13 protein-coding genes are annotated in these 19,864 nt (G+C 73.7%); 6 read left to right on the top strand and 7 right to left on the bottom strand.

The annotated features are described in order from the left end of the window. Window positions 1-45 precede the first annotated feature (45 nt). From O2L52_RS24610 to O2L52_RS24590, 5 genes are all read right to left on the bottom strand, one after another. Window positions 46-1,257, bottom strand: coding sequence for an RNA polymerase sigma factor (locus O2L52_RS24610; protein ID WP_270118873.1), 1,212 nt, complete (start codon window positions 1,255-1,257; stop codon window positions 46-48). Next, window positions 1,257-1,649, bottom strand: a complete 393-nt coding sequence (locus tag O2L52_RS24605) for a YciI family protein (RefSeq protein ID WP_270118872.1) — start codon at window positions 1,647-1,649, stop codon at window positions 1,257-1,259. Before O2L52_RS24605 ends, O2L52_RS24610 begins: the two co-directional genes overlap by 1 nt. A 144-nt stretch (window positions 1,650-1,793) precedes the next feature. After that, window positions 1,794-3,251, bottom strand: coding sequence for a DUF5605 domain-containing protein (locus O2L52_RS24600; RefSeq protein ID WP_270118871.1), 1,458 nt, complete (start codon window positions 3,249-3,251; stop codon window positions 1,794-1,796). Between the two features lie 128 nt (window positions 3,252-3,379). Continuing rightward, entirely contained in the window at window positions 3,380-4,483 is a 1,104-nt protein-coding gene (locus O2L52_RS24595) for an alpha/beta hydrolase (RefSeq protein WP_270118868.1), read from the bottom strand. Then, the gene (locus O2L52_RS24590; RefSeq protein ID WP_270118866.1) at window positions 4,480-4,851 is read right to left on the bottom strand and encodes a DUF6069 family protein; all 372 of its coding nucleotides are present in this window, start codon (window positions 4,849-4,851) and stop codon (window positions 4,480-4,482) included. Before O2L52_RS24590 ends, O2L52_RS24595 begins: the two co-directional genes overlap by 4 nt. A 131-nt stretch (window positions 4,852-4,982) precedes the next feature. Between O2L52_RS24590 and O2L52_RS24585 the strand changes: the two genes are divergently transcribed. Further along, window positions 4,983-6,098, top strand: coding sequence for a sensor histidine kinase (locus O2L52_RS24585; RefSeq protein WP_270118864.1), 1,116 nt, complete (start codon window positions 4,983-4,985; stop codon window positions 6,096-6,098). Next, window positions 6,086-6,739 (top strand): response regulator, encoded by a 654-nt coding sequence (locus O2L52_RS24580; RefSeq protein WP_270118863.1) that lies wholly within the window; start codon window positions 6,086-6,088, stop codon window positions 6,737-6,739. Before O2L52_RS24585 ends, O2L52_RS24580 begins: the two co-directional genes overlap by 13 nt. A 19-nt stretch (window positions 6,740-6,758) precedes the next feature. Here O2L52_RS24580 and O2L52_RS24575 read toward each other — a convergent pair whose 3' ends face one another. Beyond that, window positions 6,759-7,229 carry an SRPBCC family protein gene (locus O2L52_RS24575; protein WP_270118862.1) on the bottom strand — a complete coding sequence of 157 codons (471 nt, stop codon included), beginning with the start codon at window positions 7,227-7,229 and terminating at the stop codon, window positions 6,759-6,761. A gap of 103 nt (window positions 7,230-7,332) precedes the next feature. Next, window positions 7,333-8,931: a phytoene desaturase family protein gene (locus O2L52_RS24570; protein ID WP_270118861.1), complete on the bottom strand. Its 1,599-nt coding sequence runs from the start codon at window positions 8,929-8,931 to the stop codon at window positions 7,333-7,335. A 195-nt stretch (window positions 8,932-9,126) separates the two neighbouring features. Between O2L52_RS24570 and O2L52_RS24565 the strand changes: the two genes are divergently transcribed. The 4 genes from O2L52_RS24565 (at window position 9,127) to O2L52_RS24550 (ending at window position 19,830) form a co-directional block, all read left to right on the top strand. Next, complete coding sequence (locus O2L52_RS24565) at window positions 9,127-10,242, top strand: FUSC family protein (protein ID WP_270118860.1); 1,116 nt, start codon at window positions 9,127-9,129, stop codon at window positions 10,240-10,242. 159 nt (window positions 10,243-10,401) lie between these two features. Next, on the top strand, window positions 10,402-10,956 hold the full coding sequence (locus O2L52_RS24560; RefSeq protein WP_270118859.1) for a hemerythrin domain-containing protein: 555 nt from the start codon (window positions 10,402-10,404) through the stop codon (window positions 10,954-10,956). Between the two features lie 180 nt (window positions 10,957-11,136). Beyond that, window positions 11,137-11,826: a hypothetical protein gene (locus O2L52_RS24555; RefSeq protein ID WP_270118858.1), complete on the top strand. Its 690-nt coding sequence runs from the start codon at window positions 11,137-11,139 to the stop codon at window positions 11,824-11,826. 378 nt (window positions 11,827-12,204) lie between these two features. Beyond that, window positions 12,205-19,830, top strand: coding sequence for a SpvB/TcaC N-terminal domain-containing protein (locus O2L52_RS24550; protein ID WP_270118857.1), 7,626 nt, complete (start codon window positions 12,205-12,207; stop codon window positions 19,828-19,830). Window positions 19,831-19,864 lie beyond the last annotated feature (34 nt).

Genomic DNA, 19,864 nt, shown 5'->3' with positions numbered 1-19,864 from the left:
GGCGGTCGCGCTGCGCCGAACGTGCTGCGAACGGTCGCCCTGCGGTCAGGTCCCGATCGCCGCCGCCTTCTTGCGGAGGTAGCGCTGCTCCGGGGTGCTCGTGGCGAGCCGGGCCGCCTCGCCGAAGGCGTCGCGGGCCTCCGGGAGCCGGCCGGCCTGCTCGAGGAGGTGGGCCCTGACCGCGTGGAGGCGGTGGACCCGGCGCAGGGCGGGATCATCCAGCAGCGGGTCGAGCATCGCCAGACCGGCGTCCGGCCCTTCGGTTATCGCGACCGCCACGGCGCGGTTCATGGCGACGACCGGACCGGGCGCGGCGGCCTCCAGCATCCGGTACAGCTCGGCGATCTGGGGCCAGTCGGTGTCCGCATAGGCCGCGGCCTCGTCGTGGACGGCGGCGATCGCGGCCTGCAACTGGAAGGGCCCCACCGGACCCGACGGGAGGGCCGCCTCGACCAGCCGCACGCCCTCGGCGATGAGCGATCGGTCCCAGCGGGACCGGTCCTGGTCCGCGAGTGGGACCAGGTCTCCGCGCTCATCGGTGCGGGCGGCCCGGCGGGCCTCGGTCAGCAGCATGAGGGCGAGGAGCCCGGCGGTCTCGGCGTCGCTGGGCAGGCGCCGGTGCAGTTCGCGGGCGAGGCGGATCGCCTCGGCGGTGAGCGGGACGTCGAGGAGCTCCGCGCCGCCGGTGGCCGCGTAGCCCTCGTTGAAGATCAGGTACAGGACCTGGCGGGCCGATTCGACGCGCGCGGGCAGGTCGGCCCTGGTGACGTCGCCGAGCCGCGCCCCCGCCGCCGCGAGCCGGGCTTTGGCGCGGCTGACGCGCTGGCCCGTCGTGGCCACCGGCACGAGGAACGCCGCGGCGATCTGCTCGGTGGTGAGGCCGCCGACGGCCCGGAGGGTCAGGGCCACTTGCGAAGCGGGGGTCAGCGACGGGTGGCAGCAGAGGAGGAGGACGTGCAGCGAGTCGTCGCCGCCGGGCACCGGCGCCTCGCTCGGTTCGAGCAGGCCCGCGGTGGTCTCGCGGTCGAAGCGGGCGCGATCCGACCGCAGGGCGTCGACGAGCCGGCGTGAGGCGGCCCGGATCAGCCAGCCGCGGGGGTTGGCGGGCGCGCCCTCGCGCGGCCAGTGGACCGCCGCGGAGAGCAGGGCCTCCTGCACGGCGTCCTCGCAGGCGTCGAAGTGGCCGTAGCGGCGCACCAGCGCCCCGAGGACGTGCGGCGACTCCCGCCTCCACACGTCCTCGAGTTCGCGGTCCATCAGTGCTCCTCGCCGCCCGGCCACATCGCCGGGCGCAGTTCCACGGTCTCGCCGGGCCCGGAGAAGGCGTGCGCGATCTCCTGCGCGCGTTCGGGTCCGGCGACGTCGATGAGGAAGAACCCGGCCAGGTGCTCCTTCGACTCCGAGTACGGGCCGTCCGTCGCGAGCGGCACGCCGCCGCTCCAGCGGTAGAGCGTCGACGTGCTCGGGTCGGCCAGGGCCTCCCCGTGGACGAGTTCGCCGTTCGCGCTCATCTCGGTGAGCAGCCGCTCGAACTCCGCGTTCAGCCGCTCGCGCTCCTCCGCGGGAAGCGCCTGGTGCTCGGGGACGAACTCCCCGGTCGGGTGGCCCCACGGCTGCGGGTTGGAGTGGATGAGGATGACGTACTTCATGATGACCTCCAGGTCGCGGCTCCGGCGCTTCCGGATCCTCACCCGGGACGACGGACCCGGCCCGCGGTTTTCGACATCCGGACCGGACCGGTCCTGAATTTTTTCATCGAGGAGCGGGGCGGGCGTACGGGCCCGGGTCGATCATCACTGCTGGGCGACGACCCGGACGGCCATGTACTCGCGGCCGGGGAGGGTGACGCGGATGGTGCCCTCGGCGTCGTCGGCGACGCGTTCCACGGTCATGTTCCAGGTGTCGATCACGTCGACCCTGCAGCGCTTGCCTTCGGGGAGTGGGAGTTCGCGGAAGCGGGGGCGGCTGAACCCGAAGTAGGTGACCTCGTACGCGCCGGCGACCCCGCCGGTCCGCGCGTCCCAGTTGGAGGGGAGCGGGTCGAGGACCCCGGTCGGGGACGCGGCGACGACCTCGCGCAGGAAGCCCATGCGGGCCGGGCTGGTGCCGACGAGCTCGCCGCCTTTGGACCACCAGAGTTCCTCGGCCTCGTTGACGTAGGTCTCGCCGTGCGCGACGTAGCCGCCCCGCACCGCGCCCTCCCAGCAGCGCCGGGTCATCTCCTCGCCGGAGATGTTCCCCCAGCCCTGGTCGATGTCGCCCTCGTAGGCGCACTCGTCGACCACGACCGGCTTGCCCCAGCGCTCGCGCCACTCGTCGGTGAACTCGGCGGTCCGGTAGGCGTCCTGGCGCTGGACGCTGGCGTGGGTGATCCACGGTCGGGCGTAGTCGTAGAACGGGCCGCAGTTGTGGATCGAGTTGAGGTGCCCGTGCGGGTCCTCTTCGGACACTACGGCGGCCAGGCGCTCCCAGTCGTCCTCGCTCTTGGCGCCCATCATGTCGTACTCGTTGGCCATGGACCACCACACGTTCGCGTAGGCGGCGAGGCGCCGGACGGCGTAGCGGACCAGCCGGTCGTCGGCTTCGGCGCCGAGGTCGGCGAATCCCCACCGGTCGTAGGGGTGGAGGAGGATGACGTCCGCTTCGATCCCCATGTCCTGCAAGGCGGCCACCTCCTGCTCGAAGCGGCGGAAGAACGCCGGGTCGAACCGGGTCGTGTCCCAGCCCTCCTCGGCCGAGCCGGGGAACGGGTAGTACTCGGGCTCGACGTGGTTGTACTGGTACCACTTGGGCAGCAAGCACATCCGCACCTTGTTGAACGGCCCGGCGGCCAAGGTCCGGCGGGTCCGGTCCCGCAGCCCCTCGGCCTGATGTGTCCACGCGTAGGCGGTCGTGCCGACCGGGAGGTAGCGGGTCCCGTCGCCGTGCGCGAAGTGGAAGCCGTCGGCCCGGACGGGGCCGTGAGCGCCCGGTGCCGCTGCGGTGCAGGCGAACTCGCCGGTCACGCCGTCGAGAACGGGGGCGTTCGAGGCCGTCGTGAAGGTCCAAAGCCCTTCGGCGTCGGGCATGAAGCGGATCCGGTAGGTCCCGTCCCCGTCGTAGAACCCTCCCGCCCGCATCTCGCGCTCGCCGTCGCTGAAGACCGCGGTCAGGTCGACGTCGGTGAACGGGTTGCCGTCGGCGGGTCCATGGAGTTCGACTTCGTACACGCCCCAGCGGGCGCAGCGCTCGGGTGTTGCGGGCTGGTTCATCGGGTCCTCCCGGAGGACGTCGCGGCCTAGTTCTTACGCATGACCCAACTTACTACGCGGAACGCGGTCGCCTGGTGCCGGACTGTTCGAGCCCGCGGCCGCGCCCGGGCGTTCCGGGTTTCGCGTCGTCAGCGCTTGGCTGCGGTCGCGCAGGCATGGGTTGCGAAGGCCTCGACCGCGTTGACGACGGCCTCGAAGCGGGGCGAGTGGAACAGGTCGAACCCGTGCTGCGCGCCCGGCAGCTCGGCGTAGACGACGGGCTGAGCCGAGACCGCCTGCAGCCCTTCGGCGAAGCGTCGGGCACCTTCGACCGGGACCACGGTGTCGTGGCCGCCGTGCACGATCAGGAACGGCGGGGCGTCGGCGTGCGCGTGGGTGAGCGGGTCGCCGTCCGGCCCGCCGTCGAAGTACGCGCCGTAGTAGCCGCCCAGGCCCACCACCGCGGACACGGACGTGTCGGCGTCCTCGAAGCCCGGTTGGAAGCGCGGCTGCCCGGATGTGAGCGCCGCCAGCGCCGACATGTGCGCGCCCGCAGAGGAACCGGAGAGGACGATCCGGTCGGGGTCCATGCCCCATTCGCGGCCGTGGGCGCGGACCCAGGCGACGACCCGCTTGGCGTCCTGGAGGTGCGCCTCGAAGCCGCCCGCGTGCCCGAGCCGGTAGTTGGCGCTGATGCCGACCCAGCCCTGCTCGGCGAGGCGGTGGAGCAGCGGCAGGGACTGCGAGTTCTTGTGGCCGGTCGTGTAGTAGCCGCCGTGGAAGTGGATCAGGACCGGAGCGTTCGCGGGTGCGGAGCGGTGGCGGTAGAGGTCGAGCAGGTTGCGCTTGCCGTGCGGGCCGTAGGACAGGTTCGCGATGCGCTCGATCGAGCGCGGGCGGATCGCGAAGGGGCGCAGCAGGATGCGGCTCCAGGGCAGGCGGGGCGAGAGGCAGAGGCCGCCCATGGCGCGCATCAGGATCGGCATGGCGCGCATGCCGCGCCACGTCGTCAGCGTCAGGCAGGCCCCTGCGAGTGCGGCGGCGGTGATCGTCACGGGCGAGTCGAGGTCGCCTTCGGCGGCCGCGAGGGCGGTGCTGGCCGCGAAGGCGGCCGAGGCGAGGAACGGCAGTTCGAGGACGGCGATGCCGGCGAAGAAGCACGCCGTGCCGGGTCCGATCGGCATGCGCGGCAGGCGCACCGCGGGGAGCACGAGGACGAGCAGGCCGATGAGGTAGCCCCAGGGGAGGTTCATCGCCGCACCAGCCCCGCGATCAGGACGCCGCCGGTGACGACGTGCATGCCCATGAGGACGAGCATCGCCGCGGTGGTCGCGGCGGCGAGCGGGCCGGTGAGGGAGACCGCGAGCACGACCGCGGCGATGATCGACCAGATCAGTGCCGCGCGGGCGGCGAACCGCTCGAGCACCGCCAGGAGCCCCCAGGCGGCGAATCCGACCGCGAGGCCGGCGAAGGCGATCAGCGCGGGCCCCACCGTGAGCGGGGTGCCCGCTTGGTCGACCGTGAGGTCGACGCGGGCGAGCGGTACGGCTGCGGCCCAGAGGAGGAGGGCGCCGGCGGTGGCGGCGAGGACGGCGGCGAGGCGCCGGGTTCGTGTGGTCATGCGGCCAGTCTCGTCGGGACCGAGGGGTCGCCGCATCGGTCGCGGAGCCGCCGCGTCCCCTGCCGGGGGAGGGGGCGTCTCCTACTTTCGGAGGTGATCGGACTGCGGTCGCCGCGGCTAGCATCGTCCCGGTGACCGAGCCGCGAAGACCCCGCCCCGCCGACGTGACCGCCCTCGTCGGCGTCGTGGCCGTGCTGACCGCCCTGTCGCTCTGGGGGCGGACCGACCCGGGGCCGCTCGACTTCGCCGTCGCGGCGCTGTGCCTCGGCGCGGCGTTCGTACAGGTCTGGCGTCCCGTCGCCGGAGCCTTGGGGGCGACGGTGCTCGCCGTCCTCTCGCCGGTCGCGACCCCGGCGGCCACGGTCGGCGCGCTCCAGTCGGCGTGGCGGGGCCGCTTCCGCACCGCCGCGCTCGTGGCGGTCGCGGGGATCGCCGCGCATCTCCTGCAATGGATCCGGCATCCGAACCCGGCGCTCGGGTTCGGATGGTGGACCCTCCTCGTCGTCGTCTCCTACGGCGCGCTGCTCGGCTGGGGCGCCCTGGCCAACGCCCGCCGCAGGCTGCTCATCTCCCTGCATGAACGGGCCGAGCGCGCCGAGGCCGAGCAGGGCCGCCGCGTGGCCGAGGCCCGCGCCGCCGAACGCCGCGCCCTGGCCCGGGACATGCACGACGTGCTCGCCAACCGGCTCTCGCTGGTCGCCACCCACGCGGGCGCGCTCGAGTTCCGGCCCGACGCCCCGCCTGAGAAGGTGGCGATGGCCGCCGGGGTCGTCCGCGCCGGCGTGCACCAGGCGCTCGAGGAACTGCGGCAGGTGATCGGCCTGCTCAGGGAGGACGACGAGACCGCAGCGGGCGGTCCCGTGACCGCGGCCGACTTCGCGAGGCTCATCGATGAATCAAGGGCCGCAGGGCAACCGGTCGACGTGAGCATCGACCTGGCCGTCGCGGTGCTGCCGCCCGCGCTCGGCCGCACCGCCTACCGGGTGCTGCAGGAGGGGCTGACGAACGCCCGCAAGCACGCCGCCGGAAGGCCCGTCGAACTCGCCCTGAGCGGGGAGCCCGGCGCCGAACTGGCCATCGACCTCACCAATCCGCTTCCCGCGCAAGACGATACGGCCACGGTGCCCGGCAGCGGCCTGGGCCTGGTCGGCCTCACCGAACGGGTCCGCCTGGCGGGCGGGCGGCTCGACCACGTCCGCGGCGACGGCCGGTTCCGCCTGCGGGCCCGGCTACCATGGCCGACGTGATCCGAGTGCTCCTGGTCGACGACGACGCCCTGGTCCGGGCCGGGCTGTCCATGATGCTCGACGGGACCGGCGACATCGTCGTGGTCGCGGAGGCGGGCGACGGCCGCGAGGCCCTGACGGCCGCCTCCGCCCATGCCCCCGACCTGGTCCTCATGGACCTCCAGATGCCGCACGTCGACGGCATCACCGCCACGAAGCGGCTCCGGGCCCGGCCGAACCCGCCCGAGGTCATCGTCCTGACGACCTTCGACACCGACGAGCACATCGTCCACGCCCTCCGCGCCGGCGCCGGCGGCTTCCTCCTCAAGGACACCCCGCCCGCCGAGATCGCCGACGCCGTCGCCCGCGTCGCCGCCGGCACCCCGATCCTCTCTCCCAGCGTCATCCGGCGCCTCATGGACCGCACCGTCACCCAGACCGGCGCCTACGAACGCGCCCGCACCGCCCTCGCCGCGCTCACCCCTCGCGAGCACGAGGTCGCGGTGGCGATCGCCAACGGCCACTCCAACGCCGAGATCGCCCGCGCCCTCCTGATGAGCGTCACCACCGTGAAGTCGCACGTCTCGAGCATCCTCACCAAGCTCGACCTCGACAACCGCACCCAGATCGCCCTCCTCGCCCACGACGCCGACCTCGTCTAGCGGACGCGACGGTATTTCGCTAGGACCGGCTTTTGGCTTCGGCCAGCCGCGCCAAGCGGCGGAGGGTCTCCCGGTTGCGGGGTCCGAGGAGCTTGGCCTGGAGCGGGTCCGGGAGTGCGGCCATCGGCCCCTTGACGGCGAGTTCAGTCATCCTGATCGTGGTGCGCTCGCCGTCGGCGGCGATGTCGAAGCGCACGCGCGCCTTCCCGATCGGCCACATGCGGGCCTCCAGGACGAGCAGGTGCGGCGGGTCGGCGGCGACCACGATCGTGGAGTCCTTGATGACCAGCGGCCAGGGCCCGATGCTGTGCCGGATGCGGGAGCCCCTCGCGGGCCAGTGCTCGTCGGCGTGGCGGATGTTGGAGGCGCCCACCACCCAGGACGCGTAGTTCCAGCCGTCCTCGAGGATCGCGAACACCGCCTCCGGCGGGGCCGAGACCCGGGCGGTCACGCCTCGCCGTATCGCGTCGGAAGCCGTTTTCTGACCCATGGTGCACCGCCTTCGTCGGGCGCGGAGGTCGCGGCCGCGCGTTCGAGCACGTGCCAGGTACCCGCCGCGGTCGGCCGTAAAACCTGGTCACGGGCGTGACCGGTCAATCCTCGCGGTAGAGCAGGCGGTGCGCGCCCGCGACGGCCGCGCGGTAACCGCCGCCCGCCGGCCCGTTGCGGGCCATGGCCGCGCGGGCCGCGTTCGCGCCCGCCGCGCCGTGCACCGCGCCGCCGGGGTGGGCGGAGGCGCTGGCGAGGAAGAGCCGGTCCAGGACCGTGTCGGCCCTGGCGAGGCCGGGCACCGGCCGGAAGAAGAGCTGCTGGTGCACGGCTGCGGCACCGCCGTTGATGGCGCCTTCGTCGAGGTTGCGGTCGAGCCCCTGGAGCTCGCGCGGACCGCTGACGAGGCGTGCGGTGACGCGGTCCCCGAATCCGGGCGCGTGCCGTTCGACGGTTGCTTCGATGCGGTCGACGGCCCGGCGCACGCGGTCGGCGTTCCACTCGCCGCCGCGGGGCAGGCGCGTGTACGCCCACAGCGTCTCGGTCCCGGCGGGGGAGCGCGTCGGGTCGGTGGTGGTCATCTGGCCCATGAGCAGGAACGGCTCGCGCGGGTCGCGGCCCGAGGCGAGTTCGGCGCCCATAGTGGAGAGGCCGTCGAGGTCCGCGCCGAGGTGGACGGTGCCGGCGCGGGCGGCCCCTTCGGCGGTCCACGGGACGGGTCCGTCCAGGGCCCAGTCGACCTTGACGGTGGCGGGGTCCCATTCGAACGACTTGAGGTCGGCCGAGAGCCGCGCAGGGAGGTGCTCGCCGCCGATGAGGTCGAGGTACAGGTGCGGGGCGGCCACATCGGCGAGCACGGCCCGCCGGGCCCGGATGAGGCCGCCTTCGCCGTCGCGGACGCCGACCGCGATGCCCCTGGCGTGCAGGATCTTCGCGGCCGGGCGATTGCAGTCGATGCGGCCGCCGAGCGAGGCGAGCCGGGCGACCAGGGCGGCGGTGAGGCTGCCCGCGCCGCCTTCGGGCACGGGGAAGCCGACGTCCTGGCCGACCATCGCGAGCAGCCACCCGAACAGGCCGCTGCCGGCCTGGTCGGGGCCGAGGCCGCTGTGCAGGGCGTTCCCCGCGATGAGGAGCCTGGCCCCTTCGCCGGTGAAGCGCTCCTCGCCGAATCGGCGGGCGGGCAGCACGAGGTCGCGGGCGAAGCGGAGCGCACTGCCGGCGCCGAGGGCCCGCAGGAGCCGGGAGCCCGCGCGCACGGGCGGGAACGGGCGCAGCATCGCCTCGATCAAGTGCTCGCGGACCCGGCGCCAGCGTTCGAACTCGGTCCGCCACGCGTCGCCGTCGCCGGGGGCGAACTCGTCGAGCGAACGGGCCGTGCGGTCGAGGTCCTGGGAGAGCACGGCCGCGCGGCCGTCGGGCAGCACGTGCGCGAGCACGTCCGGGGCGCGCCGCCAGCGCAGCCCGTGCCGCTCGAGCCCGAGTCCGCGCATGACGGGCGAGACGCCGGCGAGCGGGTAGAACGCGCTGCACCGGTCCGAGCGGAACCCGGGGGCGATCTCGGTGGTGCGCACGGCGCCCCCCGGGTCGGGGGCGGCCTCCAGGACGAGCACCTCCCAGCCCGCCTCCGCGAGCAGGTTCGCGGCGACCAGCCCGTTCGGGCCCGCTCCGATCACCACCGCGTCGAACGTCTCGGCTTCCGTCATGCTGCGGCACCTCCTGTCGGCGCTCCGGGTACCCGGGCCGTCTTCGATGATGTACCGCCGGGGGAGCCTTGTATCCGATTCCGGGCGCATCGCCTTCCATCGGCGGGAAACCGACGTCACCGGCGGTCAGGCGCGGTTCCGGTCGAGGACGTCACAGGCATAAGAGTCCGCTGCGCCGGGCAACCGCTGCGGATGATGTGGCACGAGGTACGCGACGGCGTCGCGGACGATCTTCGCGGAGCATGGCATTTCACGCGCGACGTCCCGCGCACCGGCACGTGGGCGCAGGAGACCGCGGTACAGGCGCTGAAGGCGGCCATCGCGGCCGTCCTCGCCTGGTTCGTCGCGGCCTACGTGCTGACCCTTCCGCAGCCGTACCTCGCGCCCTGGGCCGCATTGGCGGTGGTCAGGCCGACCGTGCACTGGTCGGTCCTCACGGGTCTGCGGCAGATGGCCGCCGTCGGGTTCGGCGTCCTGGTCGCGGTCCTGGCGGTCACCGTCACGCCCGGGAAGGAACTCGCCCTCGCCGTGGGCGTGCCGATCGCCTTCCTCGTCAGCTGCTGGCCCCGGCTGAGCGACCAGGGCCTCTACGTGCCGTTCACCGCCCTGTTCATGATCGCGGTCGACAGCGTCGAAGAGCCGTTCGTGCTGGTCCGCCTGCTCGAGACCGCGCTCGGAGCCGGGATCGGCATGGGCGTGAACCTGCTGATCAAACCGCCTGCGCGGGTGCTGTCGGTGGGCGGCCGCATCCGGCACGACGGCAACGCGACCGTCGACCTCCTGCGCGAGATCGCCGCCGGCGTGCGCGAGGACGCCGGCCACGAGGGCGCCCGCACCTGGTCGGCGGAGGCGAGGCGCATCAGCGACCGGGCCGCCGAGACCCGATCGGCCCTCCACCGGGCGCACGACAGCCTCCGGCTCAACCCCCAGACGACCCGGGAGCAGACCGACGCGCTCGACCGGTTCAACGCGGCGTTCGAGCTGAACCAGCGGGTCGGCCGCTCCACCCGCGCCCTCGCGGACCTCCTCGACGGCCCCGCCCGTGTCGCCGTGCCCGACCATTCGCTCGATCCCGCCTACCGCCGGGACTGCGCCACGGCCCTTGACGCGGCGATCGACGCCTACGAGCAGGAGCTCGGCAGCCTGCTGTCGCTCCGCGACCGGGAGCCCGTCGACCTCGACCCCGCCGATGCGGCGCTGGAAGCGCTGGAGCGCCGCACCCACACGGTCGACACCGACGGCCCGACGACCGAAATGCAGGCCACAGTGCTCGTCGCGGTACGCCGGCTTAGAAGCGACCTGGACTCCTGACCCCGTGGGGAGCGCACGGCGACCGGCGCCCTAACCGGCGGATACGGCCCGGGACACGGGCAGAACCCGTACGGTGGTTGGCGGACATCCGGCCTGGCCGGGCCGGGTGCGACGGCCGCTCGAGGGCGGTCCGGTGCACTGAACGAGAGGGGCGATGTCGTGAGCGACGTTGTGGATCTGATCATGGCCGACCACCGCGAGGTGGAGCGGCTGTTCGCCGAGCTCAAGGAGTTCCCGGAGAAGCGGCCGCTGACGCTGCCGGTGCTCTCGGCGCTGCTGACGGCGCACTCCCGGGCGGAGGAGGCCGAGGTGTACCCGGTCGCCAAGTCCGAGGCGGGCGAGACCGAGCAGGTCGCGCACTCCCAGGAGGAGCACGAGCAGGCCGAGGAGATCCTGGTGCGCCTGAACGCCGCCGACCCGACGTCGCCCGAGTTCGACTCGGTGCTCCAGGAACTCGTCGACGCCGTGACCCACCACGTCGAGGAGGAGGAGTCGAACGTGCTGCCGGGCATGCAGACCGGCCTCGACGACTCGCGCCGGATGGAGCTGGGCGAGGCGTTCGCCGCCTCCCGCGCGGCGCACCTGGGCGACCGGCCCGGGAAGGCCAGCCGCAAGGAGCTCGAGATGCAGGCGCGCAACATGAACATGAGCGGCACCTCCGACATGAACAAGGCCCGGCTGGCCGAAGAGGTCAAGAAGAAGGCCAAGTCCTGACACTGCACGCCTTCCCGTGCGGCCGGTGAGCGCCTCGCGTCTCCTGCGGGGCGCTCAGTCCTCGGCGAGCCGGCGCCGGCCCTCGGTGCTCACGACCAGCGCCGACCCGGCGAACAGCGGCCGGCCGCCTGCGCCGGCTCTCGCCTCGCTGCCCAGGCAGCCGGATTCAGGAGGGGCGGCATGAGCGAGGGAGCGGCTCCCGGCCAAGGAGCCCCGGACCCCGCGGGCGGCGACCGCCGGAGGTCGCGGCTGCGCCGCGAGGCGTGGGGTTTCGCGATCGGATCGCTGTTCTTCCTGGTAGGAGCCCTGCCGCGCTACGCCGAGTGGGCGGGTGCGGTCGGCGTCGGCGTCACGTTCTTCGTCGGGTCGCTGTGCTTCACGGCGGCGGGCTTCATCCAGCTGAGTCTCAGCGGCCGTCGACTGCCGCGCGGGCAGGCCAACCGGGCCGACCGCGCCGACTGGTGGTCGGCCGCCGTCCAGTTCGTCGGAACGCTCCTCTTCAACCTCAGCACCGGCGCCGCGCTCGCCGCGGCCATCGCCGCGCCCGACGACATCGGAGCGGGCTGGCGCCCCGACGCGTGGGGCTCCCTCGCCTTCCTCGTGTCGAGCGCGCTTGCCGTCGCGGCGACCCGGGAGCGGCTCGCCCTCTGGGACCGCGAGGCCCGCACCTGGCACGGCACCTGGCTGAACATGATCGGGTCGATCGCCTTCGCCGCATCGGCGGTCGGCGCGTACGTCTCGCCGCGGACCGACGACCTCGTGAGCCTGTTCTGGGCGAACCTCGGCACGATGCTCGGTGCCGTGTGCTTCTTCACGGCCGCCGTGCTGTCCCGCCGCCCGATCCGCCGGCCGGCCCGGCGCCGGCCGTGACGACGGGATCGTTGCACTGTCAACCTCTTGGGCAGGACGTGCGCCTTCCTTGAATGGGACGGTTAATGCGCATCGAGCCGCTTATGCGCGAAGTTGTTCCCGCGAGGGACGGCGTCTACTTTGATCAACGCTGCGTGTGGCGAAATGGCAATCGGCGCACGGTCCCACGTGGGAGTGAACCTGTGTCTATTTTGCACTCGCGCTGAGCCCCACGCGTTCATGAATGGCGACGGATTCTAGCAGGATCGATCTCCAAGTGCTGCACTCGAATTAGTCCTTCCGGACAATTGCGCGGGTGCCCCGACCGGTCTACGCTCCGTAACCAGGCGCTGGCGAAAGTGCCTTTCTCCGCCTTTCTGCCGCAAGGGAGCCGCGACCGTGGATGCACATTGGGGTGGTGGAGCGAGGTCCGAGCGGCCCGGGCGCGAGCCCGCGCCGACGCCCGGGGCCACGGCCGCTCCGTCGCTGCCCGTCGTCGGCAGCCCTCCCGCCCGGCTCGGCGAGACCTTCAAGACCAATCCCGTCACCGGCTCCGCCGCCCTCTCGGTCCCGCTGCCCTTCAGCGCCGGGCGCGGCGCCCCCTCGATGGCCGTCGGGTACGACTCCGGCAGCTCCGCGGGCCTGTTCGGCTACGGCTGGGACCTCCCGGTCCCGCGGATCAGCCGCCGCACCGATCGCGGCGTCCCCAAGTACCGGGACCAGACGGACGTGTTCGTCACCCTCGACGGCGACGACCTCGTTCCCGACGCGGCCGCCGCGACACTGCGCACCGTCGCCGGAACCGAGTACCGCGTCCAGCGCTTCCGGCCGCGCCTCGACTCCGGGCTCACGCGCATCGAACGCTGGACCGCGACCGCCGACCACACTGACTGCAAGTGGCGCACCCTCTCCGGCGACGACCACACCCTCTGGTTCGGCGAGGGCCCCGAGAGCCGCATCGCCGATCCTGCCGACCCGGCCCGGATCTTCGCCTGGCTCCTCAGCTTCAGCCACGACGACAAGGGCGGCGCCGTCGCCTACGAGTACGCGGCCGAGGACTCGGCGGGCGTCGGCACCGCCGCCTGCGAGGCGAACCGGACCGAGGAGTCCCGTTCGGCCGCACGCCATCTCAAACGGATCCGCTACGGCAACACCGCCCCCCACCACCCCGTGCTCGACCCCGTCGACCCGCCCGTGGCGCGCCTGGCCTCCTGGCTGTTCACCCTCGTCCTCGACTACGGCGACCACGACCCCGGCGCGCCCGAGATCGAGGCCGACCGGCCCTGGCCCGCCCGGCCCGACCCCTACTCGGACTGCCGCCCCGGCTTCGAGCTGCGCACCTACCGACGCTGCGCGCGGGCCCTGATGTTCCACGACATCCCCGAGCTCGGTCCCGAGCCCGCGCTGGTGCGCTCCGTCGACTTCGCCTACGCCACCGACGAGCACACCGGCGACTCGCACCTGACCGCGGCGACCCCCGCCGGGTACGAACGCGACGGCGACGGCTACCTGCGGGCCGCCAGCCCGCCCCTCACCTTCCACTACCATCCGTCCACAATCGACATGACCGTGAGCGACGTCCGCGCCGAGCACCTCCCCGCCGGGCTCGACCTCGTCGACCACACCTGGGTCGACCTGGACGGCGACGGTGTCGCCGGGGTCCTCGCCGCCCGCCGCGGCGCCTGGTACTACCTGCGCAACACCAGCCCCGTCGAGGAGTCCGACGGCGTCGCGTTCGCCGCTCCGGCCCCGGTCGGGCCCCGTCCGGAGACGGCCCTCGCCACGCTCGGCTCGGACCTGCTGCTCGACCTCGACGGCAGCGGCACGCCCGACCTCGTGCGCTTCAGGACCGGGAACGCCGCCTTTGCCGGACGCGACGAGGAGGGCGGCTGGAAACCCTTCGCGCCCTTCGCGAACCTGCCCGAGGTCGACCTGTACGCGGGCGACCTCCACATCGCCGACCTCACCGGTGACGGCCTCGGCGACCTGGTGCTCACCGACCCCGCGGGCGTCCGCTGGTGCGAGAACCTCGGCGGCGACGGCTTCGCCGGGCCGCGGCCGCTCGACCTCCCCGACGCCGCCCCTCCCGACCTCCGCGAGCGTTCGGCCGCCGTCGCGGTCCAGCTCGCCGACCTCACCGGCGACGGCCTCCCCGACCTCGTCCGCATCGCCAACGGCTCCCTCTCCTACCGCCCCAACCTCGGCCACGGCCGCTTCGGGGCCGCCGTCGCCATGGACGACGCGCCCTGGTTCGACCACCCCGACCACTTCGATCCGCGCCGGGTGATCCTCGCCGACCTCGACGGCAACGGCCGCAGCGACCTCGTCTACCTCGCCGCCGAAGGCGTCCGCCTCTACGCCAACCGCGCGGGCGGCGGCTGGTCCCCGCCCCGGATCCTCCCCGGCCTGCCCGCCGCCGACAACCGGCGCATGGTGTCCGTAGTGGACCTGCGCGGCAACGGCACCGCCTGCCTGGTGTGGTCCACCGGCCTGCCGTTCGGCACCGCCTCTGCCATGCGCTACATCGACCTCCACGCCGCCGGGGTCCCGCACCTGCTGTCCCGCTACGAGAACGGCAGCGGCGGCGAGGTCCGCATCGACTACCGCTCCTCCACGCACTTCGCGATGGCCGACGAGCGGGACGGGCGGCCGTGGCCGGGCAAGCTCCCGTTCCCCGTGGCCTGCGCCCACCGGGTCACCCGGACCGACCACATCCGGGAGACGGTCTTCACCCGCACCACCAGCTACCACGACGGCTACTTCGACCCCGTCGAACGCGAGTTCCGCGGCTTCGGCCGCGTCGAGAGCATCGACGCCGAGGCCTACGAGGTGTCGCCGGCCGGCATCGACCCCGACCCCGACCTGCGCCAGCCGCCCGTCCGCACCCGCACCTGGTTCCACACCGGAGCCGCTGCAGGCGCGGGGGAGCGGATGGTCCACACCCGGCGCGCCCAGTACTGGCAGAACCCGGTCCTGCCCGAACCCCCGCTGCCCGAACCGGTCCTGCCCGACGGGCTCACCGCCGACGAGTACCGGGAGGCCTGCCGGGCCCTCAAGGGCGTGTCCCTCCGGACCGAGACGTACGGTCTCGACGGCACCCCTGAGGCGGCGGTGCCCTACGCGGTGAGCGAGGCCGCCTACGCGATCGCGCTGCGCCAGCCCCAGGACGACCGGCGGCACGCGGTCTTCCAGCTGCTGCCCACCGAGGCGGTCGCCTACGGCTACGACCGCCGCCCCGGCGACCCGCGCGTCTCGCACACCTTCGTGCTGGAGTCCGACGACCTCGGGCGGCCGGTCCGCTCGGCCACCGTCGCCTACCCGCGCTTCGAGCCCGACCTCTCAGCGCCGCAAGCGGTCCGGGACTCGCAGGCACGCGTCCGGGGCGGCTACGAGGAAGTCGACCAGACCCCCGACATCGACGAGCCCGACACTCGGAGCCTGCGACAGGTCTACGACGCCCGCACCTTCGAACTGGCAGGGCTCCCCGCCGGCCGCCTCACCACCGCCCAAGTGGACGCGGCGGTCGCCGCGGCCGAGCGGGTGCCGTACGAGCACGTGAACGAGGACGGGACGGTTCCCGCCCCGGACGGCCCGGTGCTGCGCCTGACCTCCCGCTCCCAGATGTTCTTCCGCTCCGACGACCTGGCCGGGCCGCTGCCGCTCGGCGTCCACGGCGCGCTCGGCCTCACCCACCACTCGCGGTCCCTCGTGTTCACCGACGGACTCGTCGCCGGGCACTACGACGGCTCGGTGACCGCGACCGAGCTCACCGCCGCCGGATACGAGCCCTTCGACGGCGGCTGGTGGGCCCCGACGGGAACCGACGTCTACCCGCCGGACGCCGCCGACCACTTCCACCTGCCCACGGGCGGGACCGACCCCTTCGGCGTCACCTCTACCGTCCAGCGCGACGTCCACGACCTCGCGGTCGTCACCGTCACCGACCCCCTCGGCTTCCAGACGCACTTCGAGCACGACTACCGGGTGCTCGCCGCCCGCGCCGTCACCGACGCCGCCGGGAACCGGGCCGAGATCGCCTTCGACACGCGGGGCGCGATCGTCGCCGCCGCCCTCCTCGGCAAACCGGGCGACCCCGGCATGGACAGCCTCGCCGACCCGACCGCGACCATGGAGTACGACCCGTTCGCCTGGGTCGACGAGGGACGGCCGACCTGGACGCGCACCCGGCGGCGCGAGCGCCACGGCCCCGCGAACACCGCCTGGCAGGAGTCCCACGCCTACTTCGACGGCTCCGGCGCCGCCGTCATGACCAAGAGCCGGGTCGCCCCCGGACCCGCCCTCGCCTGGGACCCCGCCACCGCGACCGCCTCCGAAGTGGACGCCGACCCGCGCTGGGTGGGCAACGGCCGCACCATCGTCAACAACAAGGGCCTGCCCGTCAAGCAGTACGAGCCGTACTTCTCGACCACGAGCGGCTTCGAGTCCGAAGCGGCCCTGGTCGAACTCGGCGTCACCGCGATCCCGGGCTACGACCCGCTCGGCCGGGTCGTCCGCACCGACTTCCCCGACGGCACCCACGCCCGCAACGAGATCGACCCCTGGCGGACCGCCTCCTACGACGCGGGCGACACCGTGCTCGACAGCGCCTGGTACGCCGAGCGCGGCAGCCCCGACCCGCTCGGGCCCGAGCCCGCCGACGCCGAGCAGCGGGCCGCATGGCTCGCCGCCCAGCACGCGGACACCCCCTCGGTCGCGCACCTGGACGTGCTGGGCCGCACCGCGATGGCCGTGTCCGACAACGGCGGCGGCGACCTGCGCACCTCCCGCGGCGAAGCCGACGTCACCGCCGGATTCACCCGCGAGTACGACACCCGCGACCGCCTCGTGAACGCTGCCGTGTCCAACATGGCCGGAGTGCCGATGCGCGTCGACGCCGCCGAGCGGGGCATCCGGTGGACCCTCTCCGACATCGTGGGTCGGCTGGTCCGCTCCTGGGACCAGTACGGCCGCACCCACCGCGTCGTCTACGACCCGGTCCACCGGCCGGTCGCCACCCTCGCCGCCGACGCCGGAGAACCCGAGTCCGTCGTGACCCGGATCGTCTACGGCGACACCCACCCCGAAGCGGCCGAGCGGAACCTCATCGGCCAGGCCCACCTGGTCTTCGACCCGAGCGGGGCCGCGGTCTTCGACCGGCTCGACCACCGCGGCCGCCCGGTGCGGGTGCTGCGCCGCTTCACCGCCGACCCCGAGACCGAGCCCGACTGGTCCGTGCTCGACGGCATCGAGGACCCCGCCCTGGCGCTGGCCGCCGCGGCGCCGCTGCTCGAACCCGAGCAGACCGAGTCGACCGCCGCCTTCGACGCGCTCGGGCGCATGACCGCCGTCGTCCTCCCCGACGGCACCGAGATGGACCCCGACTACGACGAAGGCAACCACCTGGCCTCGCTGCGCGCCCGGATCGGCGGCGTCGGCCCGCTCCGGACCTTCCTGGCCGGGCAGGAGTACGACGCGATGGGGCGGCGCACGATCGCCCGCCACGGCAACGGGCTCGCCACCGGCTACACGTACGACCCGCTGAACCGCAGGGTCACCGCGACCCGCACGGCCGCCGAGGGCTCGCCGGACGCGATGCAGCACCTGCACTACGTCTACGACGCCGCCGGCCGCCTCGTCGAGACCGACGACACGGCCCAGCAGTCCCACTTCTTCGCGGGCGCGTTCGTGCCCGCCCGGATGCGCTTCCGCCACGACGCGATCGGGCAGCTCGTGCAGGCCTCAGGCCGCGAGCACGCGGGCGTGGGCCCCGACCAGCAGACCGGCTCGGCCGATCTGGTCGGCGCGCCGCTGCCGCACCCGAACGACGCCGCCGCCGTCCGGCTCTACACGCAGCGGTACGAATACGACGACCTGGGCAACCTCTCGGTCATGCGGCACACGGCGAACGGCGGCGGCTGGACCCGCCGCTACCGCTACGCCCACGAGGCCGACCCGGCCGACCGGCGGAACCGCCTCGCCGCCACCAGCGTCCCCTCCGACGACCCCGACGGGCCCTACAGCCACCAGTACACGTACGACGACTACGGGAACCTGACCTCGGCCCCGCACCTGGCCTCGGTGTCGTGGACCCGCGGCGAGCAGCTGCGGTCGGCGGACCTCGGCGGCGGCGGCACCGCCTGGTACGGCTACACGGGCGACGGGGCCCGCGCCCGCAAAGTGGTCCAGCGTCTGGGCGGGCTGCGCACCGAGCGGCGCTACCTCGGCGCGGTCGAGGTCTACCGCGAGTGGATGAACGGGGTGCTGCGCCTGGAGCGCAGCACCGTCCACTTGGGAGACGGCGCGGGCCGCTTCGCGCAGGCCGACACCCTCGTGGCCGACCCCGGCGGGATCGGCGACGCGCCCGTGGGCGTGCCCGTGATCCGCTACCAGTACGGCAACCACCTGGGCTCGGCCTCCCTGGAGACCGACGAGGACGGCGCGGTCATCACCTACGAGGAGTACCACCCGTACGGCTCCTCCGCGTACCGCTCCTCCCGGCCGGGCGTGAACCTGAGCCTCAAGCGCTTCCGCTTCCACGGCAAGGAACGCGACGAGGAGACCGGGCTCTACCACTACGGCGCGCGCTACTACGCGGCCTGGCTCGGCCGCTGGATCAGCGCCGACCCGATAGGCACGGCCGCGGGGCCGAACCAGTACGCCTACTGCGCCAACGATCCGATCGGCAAGGTCGACCCCGACGGCACCCAGGAGACCACGACCCGCTCGGTGCAGCCGCCGACGCCCGCGGAGATCGCCCGGTACGGGGACGTCGGCAATCCGACGACCGCCCAGCAGACCGACCCGGCCTTCCGCGCCAACGTCCGGGAGTTCGCGCGCTCGCGCGGTCTCGCGTTCACCGTCCTGCCGGAATGGCGCGACGGCGGCTGGTTCTTCAACGAGACCCTGCCCCAGGACCAGAGCGGAGGCGAGGGCGAAGGCGGGGGCGGCACCGAGGAGGGATCCGGAACGGGCACCGGGACCGGAACAGGCACCGGGACCGGCACGGGAGCGGGCACCGGGACGGACGCCGGCACCGGCGACAGCAGCGAAGACGGCGCCGCAGACGACACCGGCGGCAGCGAGGACGACGGCGACGGCCCCGGCGGCGGCGGGACCGGCATCGTGCCCAGGACCGGTCCGATCACCGGGCCGGTCACGCCCGTGCGCCCCGTCGCGCCCATCGACCTGCCGCAGGCCCCGCCCGGCACGGACTTCGAGGCCGCCGAAGCCGCCGGGCGCGTGCGCTCGCGCGCGGGCGGCGGCTACGGCGTGGGCGACCAGGCCCAGCACTGGCTCAAATGGAGGGACGGCCGCCGCACCGGCCTGGACCCCCGCATCACGAACGACCCCAGGTACATGGGCCCGCTCCAGTCGGACTCCTCCCTCGCCGGGCCCGGCTATCCGCGCCTGGGCCCCAACGGGAGGATGTACGCGACCCCGCACACCTTCGCGGACCGCGGCCTCTACCCGGACTTCGTGCGGCGCGTGCAGGGCAGCGGCTTCTGGCGGAACATGACCACCGCGCGCGTGCAGTTCGTGGAGGCGGGGCGGCGCACCATGAACGCCATGACCGGCTCGCGCGGGCCGATGCCGCCGTACATCTTCGGGCCGACCCTCGCCACCGCCGCGGGCAACGTCGGCATCGGGCTCTCGCGCGGCCTCATCGGCGGCGTGGCCGAAGCGGAGACGGCGCTGCTCAGCGGCTCCTACTGGGCGCACGTGAACGGCTTCGCCGGGCTCAGCCGCGCGGGCTTCCTCGGCGCCTCCTACCTGCCGGTGGCGGCGGCCGGGTTCGTCGCCGGCGGCTTCGTCGGCGGCGGGGTCGGCAACGCGGTCCGTGGCGCGGGCGGCACCAGGGAGGACGCGATGGTGGCGGGCTTCGTCGCCGGAGCCGCGACCGGCGCGCTCATCGGTGCCGTGTGCGGGACCGTCCTGCCCGGGGTCGGCAACCTGGCGGGCTACGCCGTCGGGGCGATCGTCGGCGGCATCGCCGGCGGCATCGGCGGCATCCTCGCCAACTGGTGAACCTGCCCAAGTGACAGCACGACGACATGGATCG

Source organism: Glycomyces algeriensis, assembly GCF_027622855.1.
Taxonomy (GTDB): Bacteria; Actinomycetota; Actinomycetes; order Mycobacteriales; family Micromonosporaceae; genus Glycomyces; species Glycomyces algeriensis.
The sequence above is the reverse complement of the archived record's forward strand: the minus strand, read 5'-3'. Positions and strand labels throughout refer to the sequence as shown.